The organism is Pseudoalteromonas ardens (assembly GCF_030125445.1).
In the GTDB taxonomy this organism is placed as follows: domain Bacteria; phylum Pseudomonadota; class Gammaproteobacteria; order Enterobacterales; family Alteromonadaceae; genus Pseudoalteromonas; species Pseudoalteromonas ardens.
This window is the reverse complement of sequence record NZ_JASJUV010000005.1, coordinates 1-25,868: the sequence shown is the minus strand read 5'-3', so window position 1 is coordinate 25,868 and position 25,868 is coordinate 1. Positions and strand designations below refer to the sequence as shown.

Below are 25,868 nucleotides of genomic sequence, written 5' to 3'. Positions count from 1 at the left end.
ATGTTTGCTGACTTTCTGTTTCGCCGCCTCAGCCTACTGTTGTTTATGTTGTTTGCGCTCACAGCATTTACCTTTGCACTGAATTATTTATTTCCCGGGGATCTGCTTACCAACTTCAGTGGTGAACTGAACGCCAATTACAGCCAGACACAAATTCTGGAACAAAAGTACCATATCGACGACAACCTGTTGATCCAGTATCAAGCCTTCCTGGTACGCCTATTTCAGGGTGACTGGGGACTGTCACTGTCTTCCGGTCAGGCCGTATTCGGCCATGTGAAACAGCTGTTTCCCGCGACCATTGAGCTGTGTGTTTATGCGCTGATAGTAGCACTTTGCCTGGGTATCCCGGCCGGTGTGATTTGCAGTGCCTATCATAATAAGTGGCCAGACAAAGTGATCAGCTCACTGACCTTATTAGGCTTTTCTATTCCGGTATTCTGGCTGGCGCTGTTATTGATCATGATTTTTTGCCTCAGCTTTGGCTGGTTTCCCATGTCTGGCCGCATTGGCCTGCTATATGAGATCCCACCCGTCACCAACTTTATCCTGCTGGATATCTGGCTGCACGACTTCCCATATGGTGGCCAGGCTTTTGCTGATGCACTGCACCATCTGACGCTGCCCACCGTGGTGCTGGCCATGTATCCCACCACAGTATTAGTGCGCTTTACCCGCGATTCAATGTTAACTGTGCTGGAACAAAACTACATCAAAACAGCACGCGCTAAGGGTCTCAACCGTCGCCAGTTAATCCTCGACCACGCACTGCGCAATGCGCTGTTGCCGGTGATTAAACAAATAGGTCTGCAATTTAGTACGCTCATCACGCTCGCGATGGTGACGGAAGTGATCTTTTCCTGGCCGGGGATTGGCCGCTGGATGATCGAAAGTATCTATCAGCGTGATTATCCGGCCATTCAGGGCGGCCTGCTTGCGGTCTCCTTTTTTGTCATTTTCGCCAACATGCTGGCTGATGTGATCCACACGCTCCTTGACCCGCTAGCCAGGAACCAGGCCCATGGCAAAGTTTAATCTCTTTACAGAAGAGTCAAACCGCTCTCCGTTATCGCGGCTGTGGCGAAAATTTAAAGCCAATCACCCGGCTCTGGTCGGATTATGGTTGTTTATTGCGCTCACCTTGCTCGCGTTGCTGGCCCCCTTGCTGGCCCCCTATGGCATTGACCAGCAACATGCCGATGCCTTGTTACTGCCACCTTCCTGGCACGATGAGGGCAATGTGAATTTCATTCTGGGCACCGATGATTTAGGTCGTGACGTGTTATCCCGCCTGATGCGCGGAGCCACCTACACCTTTGGGTTGTCGATTGTCGCTGCATTATTAACCACCCTGATGGGCGTGGTACTGGGCACGCTGGCCGGATGCAGCCAGGGCTTTAAATCCAGCTTGCTGAATCACCTGCTGGATATCACTCTGGCGATCCCGTCATTGTTACTGGCCATCATCATTATTGCGATCCTGGGCCCCGGCTTATTCAATACCGTGTGGGCCATAATTTTCGCGCTGCTTCCGCAGTATATTCACTCAATCCGTAACTTGGTGGTTGAAGAGCTGAACAAAGACTATATCAGTGCGTTCCGACTGGATGGTGCCAGTCGCTGGCAGCTGATCATACGGGGTGTACTGCCTAATATTTATGAGCACATTGTGGTGATATTCACGCTGGCCTTGTCCACCGCAATTCTGGACATCGCGGCACTGGGCTTCCTGAAACTTGGAGCGCAGCCCCCCACTACCGAATGGGGCGCTATGCTGGCAGAAAACCTGGGACTGATTTACCTGGCCCCCTGGACTGTCGGCTTACCCGGAGCACTGTTGTTTTTATCGGTGCTTGCGACTAACCTTGTCGGTGATGGGTTACGTGACGCTTTGCAGGCAAGAAAGGCGGATTAATGCAATTACTTGATATCAAAAACCTCACCATCGAATTACCCACAGACAATGGCGTGATCCGCGCCGTTGATCGGGTCAGTTTAAGTCTCAAAGAAGGTGAAGTACACGCCCTGGTTGGTGAATCCGGGTCTGGTAAAAGCCTAATAGCCAAAGCCATTGTCGGGGTATTAAATCACCGCTGGCGCGTTACCGCTGACCGGATGCACTGGCAGGGTGTGGACCTGATGCGTCTGAGTCCGGAAAAGCGCCGTAAACTGGTGAGCCGGGATATTGCGATGATCTACCAGGAGCCGAGTCGAAGCTTGGATCCTACCGCCAAAATATTTGACCAGGTTGCTGAATCGCTGCCTGATAATTGTTTTAAGGGTGGCTTTTTTAGTCGCCGTAATGAGCGCAAAGAGAAGGTGAAGGCGCTGCTGCACAAAGTGGGGATCCGGGATCACCGCCGGGTGTCGAGCAGCTATCCTCATGAGCTGTCAGAAGGCGTCTGCCAGAAGGTGATGATAGCGATGGCCATTGCCAGAAGCCCTAAACTGCTGATTGCAGATGAGCCAACCACCGCACTCGAAACCACCACCCGGGCACAGGTTTTTCGCTTATTGAAAAGTCTCAACCAGCTTAAAAACATGTCAATCTTGATGATCACCCATGAGCTGGAAGAAATTGCCGACTGGTCCCATGCCATGCATGTACTTTATTGTGGCCAGATGGTCGAAGCGGGACCCACGACGAAAGTATTTTGTCACCCCTACCACCCTTATACACAGGCGCTGGTGAAATCTCTGCCAGATTACGCGCATGGGATTGGTCACAAGGCGTCTTTCTTTGCACTCAAAGGCACCATTCCTCCCTTACAGCACTTGCCAATTGGTTGCCGACTGGGTCCAAGGTGCCCACAGGCACAGCGTGAGTGTGTTGTTACACCGGCTCAGGTGAAATCGCACGGGCATGCCTATGCCTGCCACTTTCCCTTGCTTCAGGAGAAGAAAAAATGCAACCCGTGCTGAAGGTACAATCACTGAATAAAACCTTTAACACCCGGGCAGGCCTGTTTCGACGCAAGCGGGTTAAAGTACTAAAGGATGTTTCTTTTGCCGTAGCACCGGGCGAAACGCTGGCGGTGATTGGCGAAACCAGCTCTGGAAAAAGTACCTTAGCCCGCGTGCTGGCGGGGGCTGAACACGCTGATTCCGGGCAGATCCTGCTGAATGGTGAAATGATTGAAGACAATGGCCACCAGAACCATGACTGTCGTCATATCCGGCTTATCTTTCAGGACCCCACTCGCTCGCTCAATCCGGGCCTGACCATAGGTGATATGCTGGATGATTGTCTGCGCTTAAATACGCAGCTTACCCAGCGTCAGCGCGACAAGAAAATCAATGCGACTTTATCTCGCGTTGGCTTGCTCTCTGAACATTATGACTACTACCCCCATATGTTCAGTGGTGGTCAATTACAACGGGTTGCACTGGCACGTGCGCTGATCCTCGATCCCAAAGTTGTGGTACTGGACGAAGCGCTATCTTCTCTCGATCCATCGGTTCGGGCACAGACGGTAAACTTACTCCTGGCACTGCAACGCGATTCCGGGTTGAGTTATATTCTGATCACCCATCATCTCAGCCTAGTGCGTCACATGAGTGATAAATTGCTGGTGTTAAGTCGGGGGAAAAGCGTGGAATACGGGCAAAGCGAAGCGATTTTTCGCGCCCCAAAGTCTAAGGTAATGCAAAAACTGCTGGCAGTTTAACTGGTTAAAAACATTATGCAGGTGGGCCAGACACCTCATTCCTCTGCCTGGCCCGCCCGGTTACTTACTCAGCTCTGAGTGCTGCAACCGGCTCGTCTTGAACGGCACGGCGCGTTGGCACATAACCCGACAACAACAACATGCTGGTCAGCAAAGTACTAGTGATCAGGGCTATCGCGATATAGGTGCTAAGACCAATCTTAGAGCCTATCATAGACGCAAATACCATACAGCTCAGTACATACACGACCAGACCGACGCCCAGACCAATCAACAAGGGACCCATATTACGTTTCAGGAATAAAATGGTGATTGCCGTATCTTTGGCACCCAATGCACGGCGAATGCCTATCTCGTGGCTGCGCATACTCACCGATGCCGCAGACACGCCATACACGCCCATCAATGCAAGGAACAAAGAGAACACACCGGAGTAAATCACCCCGTTGGACATAATCCCCAGCATATCAGCATAAAGATTGGCATTTTTCTCCAGGTCAACAATAAACGAGAAGTGTGCCTGATAATCACTGCGACCAAGCCAGGTGTAAAAGTCTTGCTGTGCAGACTGCATGCCGGCCTGCTGCTCAAAGATCAGCTGCACCCACTCGTAAGGCGATTGCAGATAAGACACATACAGTTCATCGTATTCAGCCAAAGGCGCATACATGCCCTGAGTGTTACCACTGCGATCACTGACGATGCCCACCACAGTATGGGTGACATATTTATCGGACAACTCAATATCAAGTTGCTTCCCAAGTGCCGACTGGCCATTAAAGTGGCGCTTGGCAAATGATTCGCTGACGAGCACCACACGCAGGTTTTCACTGTTATCACGGGCATCAATACCGCGTCCGGCAACCAGGGTCTGATCAAAAAACGCCAGCTTACCAAGTGTGCCCATTACATCGACACGCACGCGCGATTCAGCATCCATACGGACATTTTTCAGCCCCATGTTTTGCATCATGTCAGCCTCTGAGACACTGCTTAATTTCGACAGGTCCTGTACTGCGGTTTCGACAAAATTGACCTTTTGTTCCGGGCTTTCAAACTCAGCCCCCACCAGATTGAAATAAGCAGAATAACGCCCCTGGGTTTTTTCTGCCGTCACCATATCTGTGATATTGAAGATAACCGAACTGCCCAGGCTGCCTGACAACATTAAGACCGCAATAATCGCGACCTGAATGGTCACAATGATCCGGGATAAACGACCTGCGCCTCTGCCCAGCGACCCACGGGTGCCGTCACGCAATACCGTATTAATGTCCATCTTAGCGGCTTTCACTGCCGGTAAAACACTGGCAAAGAAAAAGGTAAACAGAATAAATAATACCGCCATCGTTAAGGTCTGCCAGTCTAGGTGCCAGTTCCACCAAAACGGCATGCCACTACCCAGACTCGCCTGCAGGGTGCCATTAATCAATGACAATAGAACAGCCGTCAGTACAATAGCCAGCGCCCCCCCCAGCAAAGTGATCAGTCCACCTTCACACACTAGCTGACGTACCAGACGCTTGGTTTTAGCGCCCAGGGCACCCCGGATAGCGGTTTCTTTTTGACGTTCAATAGAACGGGAAAACAGCAGGTTACCTGTGTTGATACAGGCCATAAACAGGATCGCCAGCGCGAAACTTTGCAACCCGACAAAAATAAATGCCCCCATCCCTTCAATGTTTTGCTGTTGCAGACTCATGTGTGTGACAGTCGGTGCGATAAACTGCACTCTGTCACTTTGTGATAAACGTCTTTCGCGCACGGCGGTCAGTGCGCTGGCCAGCTCGGAGTTAGCCTGCGCTTCAGAGACGCTGGCATGCAATCGACCCAGCACACTCACCTGTTTATCCTTGAAGTCAAACTGAGCGAATTGCTTGGTATCCAGCGGCAACCATAGATCAGAAGTCACAGGGAACTTGTAACCCTCAGGCATAACCGCGACCACTTCATAGCTCTTGCCGCCAAGTCGAACATGCTCGCCCAGCACAGACTCGCGGCCTGCAAATAAGGTTTGCCACACGTGATAGCTCAGCGCAACGACCGGTGCCTGCCCTGCCGCACCATCGTTATTGTTAAAGGCTCTGCCCAGCAACGGTTCGGTGCGGGTGAAGGAGAAAAAGTTTGGCATCACCTTCTCGCCCAGCAAACTCACGCCCTGGCCCTGGTTCTCCATGCGTACTTCTTCACGATAGTGCAAAGTATATTCATCATACACGGCGCTGAATTGCGACTGACCCAGTTGCGTGACATCTTCAAACGTCAGCACCCGGGTACTGCCGGTCAGGTGCGGCGTAACAATGCTGCTGGCATCTTTACCCTGTAACGGCTTAAATGAAATGGTGTAAACCATGTTGAAAGTCAGCAAACTGATCGTCAAACCTGCGGTCAGTATAAAAGTCACCAGCATGGTGAACTTCGGCGCTTTCGCTAACAGCCTGAGGGCGTAGCGAATATCAATTAAGAAACCCATAACTCGTTACCTCAGGCGCTTTTTGCCAGCTCAGGCAGCGGTTTATCACTGACCAGCTTGCCATCAAAAATATCAATTCTGCGACTGGCGCAGGCTGATGAACGAGGGTCGTGCGTCACCATACAAATGGTGCGCCCTTGTTGGTGCAGATCATCAAATAGTTGCAATACGATGTCGGCATTTTTTGAATCCAGGTTACCGGTTGGTTCATCCGCCAGGATCAATTTGGGGTCGTTGACCAGTGCTCTGGCTATCGCAATACGTTGTTGCTGACCGCCGGACAAGGCCGACGGAAAGTGTTTCACCCGATGCAGCATGTCAACCTGCTCCAGCACTGACAAGGCTTTTTCTTTGGCCTCTTTGGCGTTGTATTTATCCTGGTAAGTCAGCGGTAAAATAACGTTTTCTTCTATCGTCAGATCACTGATCAGGTTAAAGGACTGAAATACAAAACCGATGTGGTTACAGCGCACCGTGGCGCGCTGATCCCGGCTCAGATTTGAGACATCATTGCCCGACAGAAAATACTGGCCACCAGAAGGCGTGTCCAGCATGCCCAAAATGGACAACAGGGTTGACTTACCGCACCCCGAAGGCCCATTAATAGAGACGTATTCTCCTCCTTTCACCGAAAAGCTGATGTCTGACAGGGCCATCGTCTTCATCTCGTCGAACTGAAAATACTTACTGATATTCTTAAGTTCTAATATATTGCTCATTGTGCTGTCCTAATTATGTAAAAATATTTTTTCGTTATTAGCAAAATTGTCGGTGGCGGAAATAATCACGGTATCGCCGTTATTCAGCCCCTCTGTAATCTCGATAAAGTTCACTGAACTTTGTCCAAACCTGACCTGTACGGCCTGTGCAATATTGCCTTTGCTATCGACTCTGAAAATCTTGGCACTTTGGTACTCCTCAGCAAACGCAGGTTTCGCAACGAACAAAGTGTTGGGCTTGTCGGTGATATTGATCACCCCTTCAATTGACAGTTCCGGACGGGCTTCACTGGGCAGTGCATCGATCAAATCCACTTCTACTGCAACCAGGCCTTTTTCAACCTGAGGACTGACCCGGGACACAACGCCCTGGATCTGAGATTTACGGGTATCTATGGTCACCCCTAAACCCGGTGTCACATCCTTAATTTGCAGTTCCTGTACGTCTATTTCTGCGATCAGACTGCGTGGATTGGCAATTTTGCCCACACTGCCACCTTCTGCCACATCCTGACCTAACTCCAGATCCATGCTTTGCAATACACCATCCATTGCCGCACGGACATACAGGTTGTCGAGTTGCTCTTGTGCTCGAGCCAGCTCCTGTTGCAGGGTCTGCTGCTGTGCTTTATGGGCTAGCTTTTGTGCCTCAATATTGAGCTTCAGCTTTTCCAGTCGTTGCTTTTGTAACTCATGGTCCAGCTTGCTGCTTTGCACAGTAAACTCAGTGCGCTTAAACTTAATTTGCGACACGCTACTGTTGCCCATCTCGCGCAGTTTACGCTGAGCGTTAAGTTCCAGCTCATTGCCCTGGTGGGTCATTTTTGCGCGCTTTACCGCGGCTTCCGCATCCAGCAAGTCAGACTCAAACTGAGCATACTGCGCGGTATTTTCAGCAATCGTTTTTTCCAGTTTGGCTTGTGCATTGGCCAGTACCAACGACAGCTTGGGGTTATTGAGTTTGACGATGGGTTGCCCTTTTTCAACTACCGCCCCCGCCTTAACAAAGACCTTCTCTACTCGCCCGGCCACTTCAGACGCCACCCAAATGACTTCTTTGGGTTTCAGTACGCCCATACCTCTCACGCTGACCTGAAACTGCCCGTTTTGTACTTTGGCAGTACGCACATCTGTGCTATCAACCAGGGCGGTTGCCTGTCCAAAGTAGCTCTTCAGCCACCAGGCACCGGAAATAATCACCACTGCGGCTAGCGCAATTTTGACGTACCGCCAGTTAAACTTCTTTTGCTCTTCAATGGTAATGTCCATCTATGTTCTCCACTGCGGACTGGAACCGCTGTCCAATTCAATTAATGTGTTATCTTGGTAATGTCTGCTTTTTATGAACAAAAGCACAAAGTAAGTACTTACCACCCATATTCTCTGGCCATGCCAACCAGGACCTTACGGTCGCCACTAAAGGGTCGTCGACCGTGGGTAAACAGCATGTTGTCAACCAGCATCAGATCGCCTTTTTGCCAGGGGGTGTAAAGCGTGGTGTCATCATAAGCGGCACGAATGATGTCCAGCACTTCAGGTTCCAGCGGCTCGCCGTCACCATAGAATGCGTTACGCGGCAGACCGTCTTCCCCACAGGCACTGAGTAACTGGGCACAGGTTTCCTCACCCAGCGAGGACACATGGAATAAATGCGCCTGATTGAACCACACCTGTTCGTCGGTTTTAGGGTGTCTGGCAATGGCAGGGTTGACCTGCGAGGTACGCAAACGATGCTCGCCAATCCACTCAAAATCGAGCTGATTATTGAAACAATACTGCTCAACTTCACGCTTATCCGTAGTTTGAAATACCTCGCTCCAGGGCAAATCGATATCACCGTAGTTACGTACATACTTCACTTTCTTTGCAGCAAACTTTTCGCGGATCTCCTGCGGAATACGTTTAAATACCTCCCGGCTGTCGGCGATTGGGGTTTCACCTCCGGCCTGCGGGGGAAGCAAACAACATAGCCCCAGTCGCATCGCCCACTTGTTTGAATAAGCGTGCTCATTGTGCTGCGGGATCACTTCATCCGGGTGATATTCCGTCGCGGTGTACACATTGCCTTTCAGCTCAGTGCGCGGTGTTGAGCGATAAGAGTAATTCAACAATTCAGCGTCAAATAACGTGCTCAGCACCTGACCGAACTGTTTACTGCTCATAATGTTGAGGCCACGTAACATCACTGCGCCATTGGCGTTGAGCAAGGCGTCTATTTGCCCGGCATGCTCAGCAGCCCAATGAGTGGCTCTTTGTCCCTCTAAAGCGACTTCCAGTAGCAGAGGCATGCCCTTAACTGACTGTAAATCCTCCACGCTATACTTCTCTAACACTGTCATCTTCAAATCTCTCTTGTTGTAACTGTTGTTTGCCAATACGCTGATCAATCTGCTGTTTTATCTGGGCAGTCAGTTCTTCGATATTTTCCTGCCACAGTATTGAATAGTGATCGCCGGCCACACTGCTGTGAGGTAGCTGTAATTTATCTCTCAAAAATATCTGATAGGTTTCGGTCCAGCTGGGATTTGCCCGGGCACCAATCAGGAAGCAGCGCTGTGCCAGTTCGCTCGTCAGCTGATAGCCTTTGGCCAGATTGGTGTGACGTAACATCAGGCGCTCAAACTGCTCGGCAAAACCAGTAGGGATCGCCAGCTGTTTAATCAGTGCCTGTAAAGCCTGCTCCGTGTTTGTCTCGTTGACTTCCGAACAGGCTATGTAGCTGTCCAGCAATATGGTCAGCGCAGGCGGATTCGATGCCAGTTGCTTGCTGATCTCGGCCGCTAATAGCCCGCCCATAGAGTGGCCTAATAGCACCAGGCGACCCGCTTTAAGTGGCTGCATAAATTGGCTGCGAATGTGCGCGCAATATTCATTTGCATAGGCCTGAATGCTTGAAGCAGCAGCGTGTTCAGGCAAGTGTTCATAGCCATAGACCGCCACTTCTCCCTCCAGGGCTTGAGCTAGCGGCGTAAAGCTGCGCGCCAGGTCGGCCGCGCCCGGCAAACACAGCACAGTGAATGCCGCATCGGTGCTGCTGTTTAATGGTTTCAGCTGTGGCGTCGCCTGCTCGGTGCCGCCCGCTGCAATCAAGTCTGCCTGAACTGCCAACTGCGTCGTTTTAAACAACTGCTCCAGTGAAACTGCACAGGCGAAAGACTTTTCAATCAGCATCGCCAACGTGATCAACTTCAGCGAGCTGCCTCCGAGCGCAAAAAAGTCACTCTCTTTATAAATCGTCTGGCTCGGGCACTGCAGAACCTGCTGCCACAAGGTCGCCAGCTGCTTTTCCATGTCCGTTTGTGGCGCGTGTGCCGCCACATTTTTACGTGCTGGCGTTGGCAGAGCGCGGCGGTCAACTTTGCCATTTGCGGTCACCGGCCAGGGTGAAACATGGCACAACAGAGTTGGCACCATATAGGCCGGTAAACTCTGACTCAGTCGCTCTTGTAACTGCTCTGTCAGCTGTGCTTCATCCAGCTCAGTGACACTTAGCGTGCTTTTAAAATAGGCCACCAGAGTCGGGGTTGCCTGGTCCAGCTCAATGGTGGTAACCAGGGCTGAATCCACTTCGGGTTGCGCCAGTAACGCACTTTCTATTTCTCCCAACTCGATGCGTAGTCCATTGATTTTTATCTGATCATCGCTGCGTCCGAGGTACTCAATATCGCCGTTATCCAGATAACGCACTAAGTCTCCGGTTCGGTACAGTCGGGCACTGGCCCGTGCACCCATTTCGCTCTGGTAAGGATTGTTAATGAACCGCTCAGCAGTCAGCTCCGGCTGGTTATGGTATCCCCAGGCCAGACCATCTCCACCAATAAACAGCTCTCCGGCACTGCCAAAGGGCACCAGCTGCAAGTCGTCATCGAGGATCAACAGCTGGATGTTCTGAATTGGTTTACCTATGGGCACTGTGGTGCTGATTGGCTGCGAGCAATCCCAATAACTGACATCAATTGCCGCTTCGGTTGGCCCATAGAGGTTGTGTAGTTGTGCTTCAGGCAAACTGGCTCTGAAGCCCTGTACTTGTTTAACCTGTAACGCCTCCCCACTACAAAATACCTGACGAATACTGGTGCACTGTGCCAGCGCGCCATAATCCAGCATGATGCCCAGCATGGAAGGAACAAAGTGCAACTTAGTCACACTGCTTTGGCGGATTAACTGACACAAATACTGCGGATCTTTATGTCCCTCAGGCCGTGCCAGCACCATCTGGGCACCGCGACACAACGGCCACATAAACTCCCAGACGGAGACATCAAAGCCAAACGGCGTTTTTTGCAAAATAACATCGTGATGATCGCAACCGTACTGCTTATCCATCCAGTCAACCCGGTTAACCAAAGCCTGATGGCTGACCAATACCCCCTTGGGTTTTCCTGTCGACCCTGAGGTATAAATCATATAGGCCATATCCTGAGCAGTCAGCCCGGTTTCCTGCGGACTCAGATCCTGGGCTGCATAATCTTCAAAACGTGTCGCGTCCTGCGCGTACCCATCCATCAGGATCAGTGCAGGCGTATTTTCTGCCTGACACTTAGACTGATGGTCACTTTGCGTCAAGATGGTAGATATACCTGCATGTGCCAACATATAGTCCAGGCGTGTTTCTGGCAGTGTTGGATCAAGCGGCACATAGGCACCACCGGCTTTCAGTATAGCCAGTATGCCGATCACCATTTCCAGAGAACGAGTCATGCATACGCCCACCAGAGTGCCGGGAGCAACCTGATGCTCTGCACGCAGGTGCCTGGCCAGCTGGTTCGCTTTATCATTGAGAGACTGATAACTCAGTGTTTGACCTTCGTAACACAGCGCGGTTTGCGTCGGGGTTTTAGCGACCTGACGTTCAATCCACTGCGCCATCGTCAGCGTAGTGTCATAATCAACCGGTGCCGGATTGAGTGTCTCAAGTAAATGCGTTCGCTCCTGTGCGGATAGCAACGCGATGCTGCTTAACGGCACCGACGTGGATCGCAGCTGTGATAGCTGAGTCAATATCTGCATCAGATGGCGATTGAGCGTACTGATGTGCGCGTGCGTAAACAAGGCTTTGTCATACACCCAGTTAATCGCAACCCCCTGCGCTGACGTACTTATGTTGACTTCAATATCGAATTTGGCCACCGTCTGTGCTGCGCCACGCATGGTCAGTGCAGCCCCGTTCAGGTCCAGCTCCCCCTGCTCAGTGGCCTGGTCATCAAGGCCATAATCGGTCTGCGTGGTGAGCATAATTTGAAATAGTGGCGAATGTGCTGTACTTCTGGGCACATTTAATCGCTCAACCAGCTGTTCAAATGGCACGTCCTGATGCGACTGTGCGCCAAGGTGCACCGCTTTAACATGCTCTAAGTAACGCGTTATGTCGGGCTGAGCCGTGTTCACTCTCAGCACGAGTGTATTGACAAAAAAGCCAATTAGGGACTCAAGTTCAGTCTGTGTGCGATTCGCAACCGGTGTGCCTATCACCACGTCTTTGCTGTTACTGTGTCTGCTCAGCAATAATGAAAGCGCGCTGTGCAATAGCATAAAGGAGGTTAGTCCCTGCGATTGAGCCAGTTCGGCCAGCCCAGCTGCGACATCACTATCCAGGTTACCCTGCACCAGCTCCCCGACATGCTGTTTGACCTGCGGACGCGGGTGGTCCAGCGGCAGGCTGTGTACCGGAGGCAGATCAGATAATTGCTCACTCCAGTAGGTTAACTGGCGCTCCAGAACCGGGCCGCTCAGATAGCTATGTTGCCAGTGAGCATAATCAGAGTACTGAATCGGTAACGGGGTCAGCGGATTGTCCTGACATTGCGTGTATGCCCGATACAACAGTACAAACTCTTTCACCAGCAGCTGCAACGACCATCCGTCAGAAGCGATATGGTGGATATTAAACAGTAACACAGACGCATGCTCGGAATCGGCGCCGGTATCTATATACGCAGCCCGGATCATCAGGTCCTTGCTCAGGTCAAACGGCTGTGATTGTAAGCGTGGGATCAGTGACGCAATTGTCTGTTGCTGTGTTGCCGGGCTCAGCAGCCTGAGGTCTTCATAATCCAGTGTGAAGTGTACGTCAGTCTGGATCACCTGCTCTGTTCCCGAGTCGCCGTCCCGATAAACACTGCGCAGTACTTCGTGACGCGCAACTATGGTGTTTAATGCTGCTTCAACAGCGTTCAGGTCCAGCTCACCGCTCACTTCAAACGCGGCTGGCATGTTGTATTGCGCCGAGCCACCCTGTAAGCGGTCGATGAACCACAGTCTTTGCTGCGCAAAGGATGCGGCCATGCGACCATCTTCCGGACGAGCCTGCACTTCTATGCGCTGTGCGGTGCTCCCTCCCTGCGCCTGTTTAAGTTCGACCTGTTGCGCCTGGCTGGCGATGCTCGCATGTTCGAACAACTCGCTGATACTGAATTCAACCCCGAAGGCCTGTTTGATTGCCGCCACTAAACGCACCGACAACAAAGAATGTCCACCCAGCTTAAAGAAGCTGCTGTCTACGCTTATCTGGTCCGGCGTTAACTTTAATAATGAGGACCACAGCTCAACCAGCTGCTGCTCTGTTGCTGTGCGTGGTGCAACGTGCTGGGCCGCGGCTTTTTCCTGCGGGTCCGGCAGTGCTTTTTTGTCCAGTTTACCGTTCGCTGTCAGCGGCCAGTGTTGCAGCCCGACAAAGTGGGTCGGTACCATATAGGCCGGTAACTGCTCACCCAGCAGACGCTCGCAGTCACTCAAAAGCACGCCCAGCTGCGCCGAGTTTTCCGCCTTAATATAGGCGACCAGCTCCGGGCCGGTGGCCAGGGTTTTACACAACACTTCAGCAGATTCAACGCCCAAGATTTGCTGCAACTGGCTGCTGATATCACCCAGCTCCACCCGGAAACCCCGGATCTTAATCTGCTCGTCTATGCGTCCTAAAAACATCAGCTCGCCACTGTTTTGATAGCGCACCTGATCGCCGGTGCGATACAAACGTGCCGGGCTGGTCGCATCACTGGGGTCATAAAACGGGTTTTCAATAAAGCGCTCGGCGCTCAGCGTCGGGTTATTCACATAACCTGTGGCCAGACACGGCCCGCCGACAAACAACTCACCCCGGGCCCCCTGTGGCAGGGCATTAAGCTGCGCATCCAGTACATAGGCATAGGTGTTGTCCATGGCCCGGCCGATGGGCAGCTCCGCCGGTAAGTCGGCCTGATTGGCACTGATGTCATACATCACACAGCCCACCGTGGCCTCAGACGGACCATAGTGGTTAAACACCTGACTGTCCGGGAACTGGGTTTGTAAGGCCAGTGCCACATCGCGCTCAAAGCGCTCACCGCCAATCACAAACACGTGCTGCACACCTGCAAGCGGCGCCTCCTGCAAGGCCAGTACCCCTTCCACATGATGCGGCGTCATCCGCACCAGTCGTGGCTCATCCGCTTTATTCAGGGCTTTACTCAGAGCCGGTAACAGCTCCTGATTATCCAGCAATTGCACACTGCCACCACTTAAGAGCGGTAAGTACAAACTCGGAACACCAATATCAAAACCGTGTGATGTCACCAGCAGTGAGCCGTTGAGGTGGTCGGCATAGTAGCCTTTGAGGGCAAAGTTCAAATAATCCATCAGGGCCCGGTGGCTGATCTCCACGCCTTTGGGGGTGCCGGTGGAGCCTGAGGTGTAAATCACATACGCGGGGCTGTCATGGGCAACCGTTTCCGCGCAAAACTCGCCGTCATAGCCACTGAGCCAGTTTGCATCAGTGACATTCTGCTCCAGTAACAACAGGTCAACCCCGGCATCCGGAACACGGGCGGCCAGTGCGTCACTGACAATCACCCACTCCAGAGCGGCATCAGCGATAATTTGCTGGTTGCGGGCTTTGGTGTTGCTGGGTTCAAACGGAATATAGGCTGCCCCGGCTTTGAGCACGCCCAGTAAGCTCACCATCAGGCAGGCACTGCGTGGCATGCACACGCCCACCAGATCGCCGGGCTCAACGCCCTGCTCCTGCAAACAGTCAGCCAGTTTAGCCGCCTGCGCATTAAGCTGCGCATAGCTAAGCTGTTCGGTGTCACTGTGTACGGCAATCGCATCCGGTGTCAACGCCGCCTGCTGCTCAAAGCGCTCTGTCAAACTGCGCGCGTCGTAAGCGCTGTGTGTGACTGGCAATTGGGTTTGTAACTGACTAAACTGCGTATCGCTGAGCGCTGTCAAAGCATCGATAGAAGTGTCAAATCCATGTTCTGTGTCCAGACAACGGGCATAGTTTTCTAAAATGGTTTCAAGATGTGCCATCATGGTCGTGACGCTTTGCTCACTGTACAAGGCGTCATCATATGACCAGCCAATCACGGTCCCCTGCTGACCAAGCTCTGCATGGATATCAATATCACCGCGAATTGTCATGGTCATATCTTCGGGCACATACGGTCTGAATGGCGTGCTTTTCGGCGCCTGCGGGCTGTCAGCTAACCTACTGTCATTGCAGGTCAGCTGAATTTGAAATAGCGGCGTATAGCTATTAGAGCGGGTTACATCGAGCTGCTCAACCAGGTGCTCAAAAGGCACATCCTGATTGGCCTGAGCCGACAAATGAACTTGCCGAATATGTTGCAGATAACTGTCCAGGGACTGGGCTTTAAGCTCAACCCGCAATACCAGACGATTTAGGAAACACCCTATCAGCTGGGCCACTTCGGCCTGAGCCCGGTTAGCAACTGTGGTGCCCACCACAATATCCCGGCTGGCTGTAAAAGTATGGAGTAACAATACCAGCGCACTGTGCAGACACATAAAGGGTGATAACTGATAGTGACGGGCAATGGTTACTAATTTTTCCGTCAGTTCAGCACTGAGTGTCTGATTGCATTTTTTGCCACTGAACTTTTTCTTCGCCGGTCTGGGATGATCTGGGGTCAGGCTGTGTAATTCTGGTAAGCCCGTGAGATGTGAACGCCAGTAGGCTAACTGGTCCTGATAGTCCTGCGACTTTGCCCAGTTTTGCTGCCAGTGAGCAAAATCACTGTACTGCACCGTTAAAGGGGGCAACCCCTGTTCGCTGCTGTACAGCGTCATAAATTCATTTTTAAGTATGTCCATCGACCAGGCGTCGGACGCGATATGGTGCATGTTAAACAGCAAAATACCATGCGGCTGAGTACCACATGGCGTATCGGTTAGTTTGACATAGTGAATGTCCAGCAGTGCATCGTGTTGCAGATCAAATTCCCGTCCGGCATGAGCCAGCGCCAGCGCCTTGACCTCGTCCCGTTGCACAGGTTCCGCCAGCGCGCTCAGATCGGTAAACTGCACCTCATTGCTGACCTGTTCACGTACCAGACGCCGGGGTCCTTCATCACTGGCTTCATAGCCCGTTCTGAGTATTTCATGACGCGCGATAATGGTGCGCAACGCATGCGTGGCACGTGGTACATCAAACGGCTGATACACCGAGTACGCCATCGGCATGTTGTACTCACTGCCACCGCCTTGTAGTTGATTGACAAACCACAGACGCTGCTGAGCAAACGACAAACTATGTTGTTTTTCTTGCTCTGCCACCGGCTGAATGCGTTCAACCTGCTCAATGGGGGCTGATTGGGACAGCGTTGCAATAATGTCATGCTTGTTCGCGCTAATAAGCGCTTTATGCTCTGCGGTCAGGGCCCCTTTCTGGGCTTTGGCCTTGAGCTTGCCATTATCCAGGTAAACTGCTACTCCCTGAGCAACCAGTTCAGCTAATAATTTGTTGATTTCAACCATTCATTCAAGTCCTGTTAGTCGAGACATGCGCCAGAGACTGACTTCATGTTACTTCTGTGGTCACTACATACGACTATTTATAACAGAACCGGGGTGGTGATGACTGCCTGTAAGATTTGACAAGGCCACAGATCTGCCACCTCTCTTGACAGCGAAAAGACCCGTAAACCAGGCGGGGTTGAGCGCTTTCATACGGCATTGCTCGAACAGAGTTGTACAGCATTTTATCCGTGCAAACACGGTAAAGCAGCTTTGATCTCATGCATGAGATCAAAGCTGTCAATCATGAACACGTATCCCGATGCCATTGGCAACCGGGAATAACCGCTTAGAACTCGACTTCGTCCAGCTCAGCTTCGTTAATTTCACTCAGCTGCAAGTCCAGTACTTTCTTATCCAGGAGCTGCGCCAGTTGATCGATTTGTGCATGCTCAATGGCTTCTTTAATCGACACAGAGACGTTAAAGACCTGATGCAGGCGTTGTACCAGCTTCATTAAGCTCAGTGAGTGTCCACCCAGCTCAAAGAAAGACTGATTAACACTGATCCGCGTACCATCATAATCCAGTAGCTCAGCCCAGATATCCCGCAGCTGACACTCAGTCTCTGTGGACGGTGCAACCTGCTTGCTGCCTGACACCCCCTCGCCCGGTTGCGGCAGTGCCTTTTTGTCGATTTTGCCATTCACCGTCAGTGGCCAGTCCTGCATCAGCGTCATTTGTTCAGGCACCATATAAGCGGGTAAGAAAGCTGCTGCCTCGCGCTTGATACGCTCAATCTCCTGCGTATGCTGCTGCTCATCAACACTGTGTTCCAGCTTCAGATAAGCATGCAGCACCTGAGTCCCCTGGCTCTGTCTGGCAATCACCACCGCACTGTCTACATGGGTGATACTGCTTAACTGATGCGTGACTTCACCGAGCTCAATCCTGAAGCCCCGGATCTGCACCTGATCGTCCATGCGCCCGATAAACTGAATACGCCCATCCCGCTGGTGGCGACCCAGATCTCCGGTTTTATACAGTTTTTCGCAGTCTGTACCGACACCGTGAGGATTGTCGATAAAGCGCTCGGCACTCAAAGCCTCACGGCCCAGATAGCCATCAGCAAGCCCGGCCCCCGTGACATACATTTCACCCGCGACCCCCACAGGCACAGGTTGCAACTGTGCATCAAGAATATAGACAGCCTGATCAGCCAGCGCCCTGCCAATGTGGATCTGGTCAATCTCCTGGCGCGCAATAGGCGCAAAGGTGACATGCACTGTGGTCTCGGTGATCCCATACATGTTAATCAATTCGGTCTGTGCATTTGCCGGATGCTGACACCAGCTTTGCAAATGCTGTGTTTGCAGTGCTTCTCCCCCAAACACCACATAGCGCAGTGCCGGCAGGCTGATATCGTGTGCAACCACATGCTCAGCAAACACCCCAAAGGCGCTCGGAGTTTGATTTAATACACTGAGCTGGTGCTGCTGACATAACTCAACAAACGCAGCCGTATCTCGGGTCTGATGATGGGTTGGGATCACCAATTTGCCACCGTGAATGAGCGCACCCCAGATCTCCCAGACACTGAAGTCAAATGCATAGGAGTGGAACAAACACCAAGTGTCCTGATTGCTAAATGAAAAGTCCTCGGCAGCACTGGCGAATAAGCGTGCCATATTACGATGAGTCTGTACCACGCCTTTCGGCGCTCCAGTCGATCCTGAGGTATAGATCACATAGGCAGGGTCACTCAGTAACACTTCGGGTAACACAAGTGTTAAGCCGAGGTCCTGACTCAGCAGAGCCTTGCCATCCAGGTTCACCACCTGACACTGCGCCTCGTCGAGCGCCGCAGCACACTGAGGCTGCGCCAGACACAGTGCAATGTGGGCATCATTAATAATATAGTTCAGACGCTCTGCCGGACTGTTTGGATCTAATGGTACATATGCCCCACCGGCTTTGAGAATTGCCAAAATCCCCACCACAGTGTCGATTGAGCGCTCAACACATAAACCTATCAGGTCACGCTGTTGTATATCATATTCATGCACTAATTGAGCGGCCAGTGTGGTTGCCATTTTATCCAGTTCCGCATAGCTGACCGTTTGATTATCCATGACCAGTGCCGGACGCTCAGGCGTCGCACGGACATGGCGGTCAAACTGTGCAATCATGCTGTGCAACTGCGCATCGGCATAAGCCATTTTCGGTGCTGCGAGCAGTGCTTGCTGCTCCTGAGGCTGCATAATCTCCATCTCGCCAAGCGATGCTGTGGCATCGAGTGCGATAAGATTGCTCAGTGCCGTATTAAAGTGGCTCAACAAACCTTCCATATCGGCGCGCTCATACTGATGGCCATGGAAGCTCAGTCGTAAACTCAATACTCCCTGCATCGAGGCAGTCATAGCAACCGGGTAGTTGGTGTATTCAATCGATGCAGCACTGTTCACCTGTAACTGACTTGCCCCGCTGCGCTGCGCCTGAGCTCCGGTATCATGCAGATCGGCCGGGAAATTCTCAAACACAAACAAGCTATCGAACATTGCCCCCTGAATACCATGCCCGCCACAACTTAATATCTCCGGCAACGGCAGGTAACTATGCTGTTCACGCTGACTGTGTGCCTTATGCATTTGTTGTAGCTGATCCCCAATACTGGCCTGATGGTCCAGTTGCACTCTGACCGGCACCGTATTAATAAACAGCCCTATCATTTGCTCCACATTCGCCACTTCCGGCGGACGCCCGGATAAGGTGGTGCCAAAGCATACATCCGATTGCGCACTATAGCGGTGCAATGTGTAAGCCCAAACTAATTGCAGTACAGCATTCGCAGTGACCTGCTGATTTTGCGCAAATTGACTCAGCTGGCGGGTAAGCGTTTCATCACAACTCCATTTGATTTCGTCATAACTCGGAACGTCACTGGCCGCAGCAGGCAACTGCAATGTAGTCGGTGCACTAACTCCTGCCAGTTCAGCATCCCAGAAAGCCCGCGCTTCATCCCTATTTTGGTTACATAACCATTGAATGTAATCCTCGTAATTCGCCTCAGGTGGTAAGGTCAGAGGCTGTCCACCGGTCAGGCTCTGATAATAGCCCAGTACCTCGGAGAACAAGGTGGCCTGACACCAGCCATCGGTCAAGACATGGTGATGAGACCAGATAAGCTGGGCTTTTTGCGCGGGCAAACGCACCAGTGTCAGACTCATCAACGGGGCCAGATTAAAATCAAACCCTTTGGCTTTAATGGCGTAATGCAACTCACTGAGCTGGGTTGCCACTAACTCAGCGGACTTATGTTGCCAGTCAAGCACTTCCATCTCAATGAGCGCATTGTTATGTACCACCTGATGAATATCGGCATCATCAAACACACTGAAGCTGGTGCGCAGGATTGCATGGCGTGCAATCACATTCTGCCAGGCCTGCTGCATGGCAGGTGTGTCCACCTCACCATCAAGCTCAAAGTGTGTCAGCGTGGTATACAGACTGGCATCTTGCTGAAGTAAGTCATGGTAAATCATCCCCTGTTGCATCGGCGTGGCCACATACACTCTTTCAATATCTGAGTATTGAGCTTGCAATGAGTCCAGCTGAGCCTGTTCCAATGTCGCTGCCGGGAAATCCTCGACAATCAAAGTCTGGCACTCAGCACCGGCTTTGGCCTTGGCTACCAGCTGAAGTAAAACCGCTTTAAACCGGGCTGATAATGCCTCAATTTGTGCCTCTGAATAACTTGGCATCGCAAAGCTCAAATCAAATCTCAACTGATTGTCCTGACTTTGACCATTGACCATTAAGTGATGCAGGTCGGCTGCCTCAGGAGCTGACTCTGCGCCACGCGATTCTTGCGCCATTGCCAGACGGCCCTGCGTGCCCGTCACATTGTCTAGTTTACCCAGATAGTTGAAGACGATTGCCTGGTCGACACTACGCTTATCCAACGCACAGATCTCAGCGTCCTGCCGGATATACTTTAATAACCCATACCCTAAACCATGCATAGGCAATTGTTGCAGCGTCTGTTTTACCGACTTAACGGTTGCGATCAGGTCAGCTTGCTGACCCCCGAGGATCAGCGGATAAAGATTGGTAAACCAGCCCATTGTCTGAGTCACATCCAGCCCGTCAAACAAGGCTTCTTCCCGGCCATGACTTTCCATATCAACACGCAGCAAAGGCCTGTCAAAGGTATTCTGATAAGCCAGCAGGAAAGCACTGAGCATCAGCGTGTCCACATTACTATGGAATACCTGCTGACAGTCTGCCAGTAATATCCGGGTGTCCGATTCATCCAAAGAGAAGGACACATTATGCCACTGCTCGGCCGCTACTTTGGCTGAAGGCTGAGCCGGGAACAATGACAGTCTGTCACGCCAGTAAGTCTGTTGTTCACTCAGTGCCTCGGACTGCGCCAGCGCATTCACCGCTTCGCCCCAGGCCTGATAGGAACTAGTTTTTTCTGCTAACTGGATAGGCTGTGCGGTTTCGATTGCCTGCAGCGCGGTTTCCAAATCCTGAAGCAAAATACGCCAGGATACCCCGTCTACAACCAGGTGATGAATGGTCATAAACAGCCGTGCAGGCTTATCATCACCGGCATAAAAATACACAAACTTGCACAATGGTCCCTTTTCTATATCCAGCTGCCGCTGCAAGGCATCACACTGACGCTCAACCTCAGCACTGAAGCCCGCCTCGTTCAGGTCACTCAAATCAACTACCTGATGCATATTGGCCAACTGCGTGTCGCACAGTGGTACAAAGCTAGCGACCTCAGCAAACCGCAGTCGCAACGCGTCATGGCGTTCAACCAATGCGTTTACCAGCTCAGAAAAGTGACTTGTTAAATTACCCGGCGCGCTGAGCAGCAACGACTGATTATAATGACTTGGCGCAGCCCGGTTTGCCGCAAAGAAGCGCTGCTGGATTGGCAGCAATGGCATCTCCCCGGTCACCGCATCCTGCTGCGCATTGATGCGAGTGCTGAATTCAACATGTTCACTCAGGGTTGCAATACTTGGGGTCGCAAACAGTTGTTTCACGTTCAGGTGTAGACCCTGTTGTCTGGCGCGCCCGACCATTTGAATGGCAATGATGGAGTCGCCACCCAGCGTAAAGAAGTTATCCTGTATTCCCACCTGCTCTATGCCCAGTAAATCCTGCCAGATTACACACAGCGCGGCTTCGGTGTTGTTTCTCGGTGCGCAATATGCGTTTTGCAGCAATGCCTTATCCGGCTCAGGCAGCGCCTTTTTGTTAATTTTTCCGTTCACCGTCAATGGCCACTCGTCGATGACCACCGCCAGCTTAGGCACCATATATTCTGGCACCTGAGCGGCAAGCTGTGCCAAAGTCGCACTGATAAAGTCACTCTGCTCCTCAGTTGTGACGACCTCTGTCGGCTGTATATAAGCAACCAGGTCATTGCCCGATGCGCCTTTTTTGGCCACCACAACCGCGGAGTCAATTTCAGTCAGCTGGCTGAGTCGCTGAGCAATTTCACCGAGCTCAACTCGGAAGCCGCGAATTTTAATTTGGTCGTCGGCACGACCTACGAAGGCCAGATTGCCATCGGCCAGATAGCGCACTAGATCGCCGGTGCGATACAGGCGTTTCGAGCTGCCTGCCACCTCAGGGTCATAAAATGGATTGTCAATAAAGCGCTCGGCCGTCAGCTCAGGCTGACCCAGATAGCCACGCGCCAGACCGTCGCCACCGACATACAACTCGCCTAAGCTACCGTGAGGCAATAAGGTCTGTTGCTGATCCAGCACATAGGTCTGAACATTACACAAAGGTGTGCCGATATGTATGGTGTCATCAGTAATTTCACCCACAGTCGCACAGACTGAGGTCTCCGACGGGCCGTAAGCATTATAGAAAGAATAATGTGCCCGCCAGCGTGCCACCACATTTTCTTCACAGGCTTCCCCTGCCACAATTAAACATTGCAGCGCCAGATCTGTCTGCAACGTCATGGTCGATAACAACGCCGGTGGCAAAGTTGCATGGGTGATCTGCTGCGTTTTCAACAGCTCAGACAGCAGCTGTACATCCGTGCGTTGTAACTCGTCGGCAATCACCAGGGTACCACCCGGGATCAAGGCCATCAGCCACTCCCAGGTCGCCGCATCAAAACTGATGGATGCAAATTGCAACACCTTACTGTCGGCACAGGTAGCAAAACGGGCTTGCTGGTTGTAAGCCAGGTTCACTGCGCCCTGATGAATAAGCTGCACGCCCTTGGGCTGGCCAGTTGAACCTGAGGTGTAAATCACATAAGCCAGACTGTCACTGCTGATCTCATCCAGAGCCGGGTTATGCTGCGGATAGTCATCAAGTGCCAGAGCTGCAATATCTATAGCGGTGCCCGCTTGTTCGCTCATCAGGCTCTGAGCCACGGTCAGGCCACTGCCATACCCAATTACTTGCTTAAGACCTGCATCGGCTGCCATATAGCTCAGGCGACTGGCCGGATAATCCGGATCCAGAGGGACGTACGCGCCACCGGCTTTGAGTATCGCCAGCATGCTCACCATCATCTCCATCGAGCGGCTGCTGCATACCCCTACCAGGGTTTCAGGTGTGATCTGTTGCTCACTCAGCAGGTAATGGGCCAGCTGATTGGCCCGCTGATTTAGCTCGCCGTAACTGATGGATTGGTTCTGGAACACCAGGGCGATTGCTTCGGGCGCTGCCTCTGCCTGTTGTTCGAATAAATGGTGAATACAGGCCGTGTCGTCGTAGCCTAGGCTACGCTGACCCTGTGTCAGTAACCTGGCCACTTCATCCGCTGGCAGTACGCTCAGCGCACTCACAGGCTGTGTTTGGGTTGCTTCCGTTAGCTGACTCAGCGCCGTAATCACATACTCTGCAATACGGCTGATCTCCACCTGCTCATCAATTTGTAAGTCCAGGCTGAACACATGGGCTGCGCCATAATCATTCACCGATAGGTTAAACGGATAGTTGGTGCGCTCCTGTGCACTCAGCGCCTGAATATCGCTGTCTTGTGCTGGCGTGTCTGTTTCGTCCCGCTCAGTGTGACGATAGTTCAGCATCGCGCTGAATAACGGACCATCTGAGCCCACCGCGCTGTGTTTCTGCGCCTGTGCCAGCGACACCTGCTCATAAGGCAACAACGCTTTCAGTCGTTTGTCCACATCTTTAATCAAGTCTGCGACCGAAGACCCCTGTAACTCAACCGCCACAGGTAAGGTGTTGATCAACATTCCCAGCAGGCGTTCTACACCTGCGCCGCCATTCATCCGACCGCTCATCACAGTGCCAAACACCACTTCCTGCTGGTTACTGCAAGCCCCCAGCACCAGTGCCCAGGCGGCATGGAAAATCGCAGCCGGACTGACTTCATGCTGTTTTGCATAAGTGCGGATGGCGGTACTCAGTGCGTCACTCAGAGCCACTTTATGCTCTCGAATCGTGTCACCGTTACCCTGAGTATCCTGCAACCCAAAAGGCAGTGTTGGCTCGCTGATATGGCCCAGCGACTCAGAGAAAAACCCTTCTATATCGAGCGTTTCCATGCGTGCCAGAGTGTCGCTGATAAACTGACGATAAGACGCCGGCGCAGGCAAGCTCTGCGCCTTGCCTGCGCTGTAACTGTGTAATTCGTCCTGGATCACCGCCATGGCAACATGGTCAATGATCAGGTGGTGTGCCTGTAATAGTGCATAGTGGGAACCCGTGTCCGGGTCCTGACACACCTGCAGGCGTAACAATGGTGCCTGAGCCAGATCCAGCCACTGTGGACCATCGGCCAGCGCGGTGATGGTCTGCTGTGCACTCAGTCCCCCGGCACAGGCAAGCTGTGTCACCGGCAGCGTCACAGAGCGTTGGACCACCTGCAATGCCTGACGCTTGCCCTGCCAGAGAATGGCAGTACGCAGCACATCATGACGGGCCAGCAAAAAGTTCAGGCTGTCAGTAAACTGGGTCAGTGCCGCATCACTTTTTAATTCATAAAGATAGTTGGTGACATAGGGGTCGTTCTCCGGGTCCATGCTGTGCACGAACAGCACCCCTTCCTGTAACGGCGCCAGTGGATAGATATCCTGAATGTTGGCCATGCCTCCTGAGATCTCGGCGGCGATGTCGTTCAGCTCGACCTGGCCCAGTGCAGCCAGCGGCACCATATCCGGCGTAATGGCGGTGCAACCAGCCAGGATCAGGCTGCGGCTTTCATCTGCGTCGCTTGTTGTGGCAAGGCTTAGTCCCAGTGCCATTTCCTGTAAGGACTGGGCGGCGAACAGCGCCTGTGCATCCACCTCAAAACCTTGTTGTCTGAGTCGGCTGGCCAGCTGCATAAGCAACAGGGAATGGCCGCCCAGTGTGAAAAAGTTTGCCGTGACGCTAAGCTGCTCAGCAGGCTGTGCCAGCAATTCGCCACACAGCGTAACCATTAATTGCTCACGCTCTCCCTGCGGTGCCACATAAGTGCCCTGCAATGCCGACGTATCGGCTTCAGGCAGGGCTTTTTTGTTTACTTTACCGTTGGCGGTCAGTGGCCAGTCGTCAATCACCACACCCAGCTTAGGCACCATGTAATCCGGTAAGGTTTGTGCCAGCGTGGCCAGCGTCTGAGCCATAAACTCTGGCTGAGCTTGTTCCGCAACAGCCTCAACTGGCTGGACGTACGCCACTAAATAGGTGCCTGCCGGGCCGTTTTTGGCCAGCACCAGTGCACTGTCTATGTTACTCTGACGGCTCAGCTGCTGAGCTATCTCGCCCAGCTCAACCCGGAAACCACGAATTTTAATTTGGTCATCGGCACGACCCACGAAGGCCAGGTTGCCATCGGCCAGGTAGCGCACTAAATCGCCGGTGCGATACAGGCGTTTTGAGCTGCCTGCCACTTCAGGGTCGTAAAATGGATTGTCAATAAAGCGCTCGGCCGTCAGCTCAGGCTGATTCAGATAACCCTGTGCCAGACCGTCGCCGCCCACACACAGCTCACCCACACTGCCGTACGGCACCAGACTCAGGTCATCGCTCAGCACCAGGGCCTGATCGCCATTCAGCGGCGTACCAATGGCAATGTCCTGACTTTCATGTAATGTCGGTATCGCGTAACAACAGCTGAAGGTGGTGTTTTCCGTCGGACCATAGCCGTTAATAACTTGTGCCTGCGGTAATGCCTGCTGCACCCGCATCACATCGGCGCCGTGAACTATGTCGCCGCCAGCCAGTACATAACGTAAAGAGGTGCGACCGTCACAGTGGTGGCTCCACTCACTGA

The 25,868-nt window shown here is 52.3% G+C and carries 10 protein-coding genes; 4 read left to right on the top strand and 6 right to left on the bottom strand.

All coding sequences use genetic code 11. The features are described from left to right. From QNM19_RS15650 to QNM19_RS15635, 4 genes are read left to right on the top strand one after another with little or no spacing between them, the layout of a single operon-like run. Entirely contained in the window at nucleotides 1-1,035 is a 1,035-nt protein-coding gene (locus QNM19_RS15650) for an ABC transporter permease (protein WP_010386728.1), read from the top strand. Next, nucleotides 1,022-1,915 (top strand): ABC transporter permease subunit, encoded by an 894-nt coding sequence (locus tag QNM19_RS15645; RefSeq protein WP_049863397.1) that lies wholly within the window; start codon nucleotides 1,022-1,024, stop codon nucleotides 1,913-1,915. Before QNM19_RS15650 ends, QNM19_RS15645 begins: the two co-directional genes overlap by 14 nt. Then, entirely contained in the window at nucleotides 1,915-2,922 is a 1,008-nt protein-coding gene (locus tag QNM19_RS15640; protein WP_049863396.1) for a peptide ABC transporter ATP-binding protein, read from the top strand. Before QNM19_RS15645 ends, QNM19_RS15640 begins: the two co-directional genes overlap by 1 nt. Further along, nucleotides 2,907-3,668 carry an ATP-binding cassette domain-containing protein gene (locus QNM19_RS15635; protein WP_049863395.1) on the top strand — a complete coding sequence of 254 codons (762 nt, stop codon included), beginning with the start codon at nucleotides 2,907-2,909 and terminating at the stop codon, nucleotides 3,666-3,668. Before QNM19_RS15640 ends, QNM19_RS15635 begins: the two co-directional genes overlap by 16 nt. Before the next feature lie 64 nt (nucleotides 3,669-3,732). Here QNM19_RS15635 and QNM19_RS15630 read toward each other — a convergent pair whose 3' ends face one another. The 6 genes from QNM19_RS15630 to QNM19_RS15605 all read right to left on the bottom strand — a co-directional run. Continuing rightward, complete coding sequence (locus QNM19_RS15630; protein ID WP_049863394.1) at nucleotides 3,733-6,141, bottom strand: ABC transporter permease; 2,409 nt, start codon at nucleotides 6,139-6,141, stop codon at nucleotides 3,733-3,735. Nucleotides 6,142-6,152: 11 nt separating this feature from the next. Continuing rightward, complete coding sequence (locus tag QNM19_RS15625; protein WP_049863393.1) at nucleotides 6,153-6,860, bottom strand: ABC transporter ATP-binding protein; 708 nt, start codon at nucleotides 6,858-6,860, stop codon at nucleotides 6,153-6,155. A 9-nt stretch (nucleotides 6,861-6,869) separates the two neighbouring features. After that, nucleotides 6,870-8,129 carry an efflux RND transporter periplasmic adaptor subunit gene (locus tag QNM19_RS15620; RefSeq protein ID WP_010386721.1) on the bottom strand — a complete coding sequence of 420 codons (1,260 nt, stop codon included), beginning with the start codon at nucleotides 8,127-8,129 and terminating at the stop codon, nucleotides 6,870-6,872. A 98-nt stretch (nucleotides 8,130-8,227) separates the two neighbouring features. Next, nucleotides 8,228-9,199, bottom strand: coding sequence for a TauD/TfdA family dioxygenase (locus tag QNM19_RS15615; RefSeq protein WP_049863392.1), 972 nt, complete (start codon nucleotides 9,197-9,199; stop codon nucleotides 8,228-8,230). Next, a complete protein-coding gene (locus QNM19_RS15610) occupies nucleotides 9,177-16,613 on the bottom strand; it encodes a non-ribosomal peptide synthetase (RefSeq protein ID WP_284026906.1) in 7,437 nt (2,478 codons plus the stop codon). The genes QNM19_RS15615 and QNM19_RS15610 overlap by 23 nt, the downstream gene beginning before the upstream one ends. Before the next feature lie 328 nt (nucleotides 16,614-16,941). Further along, the coding region (locus QNM19_RS15605; RefSeq protein ID WP_284026905.1) for a non-ribosomal peptide synthetase at nucleotides 16,942-25,868 on the bottom strand (8,927 nt) is incomplete at its 5' end.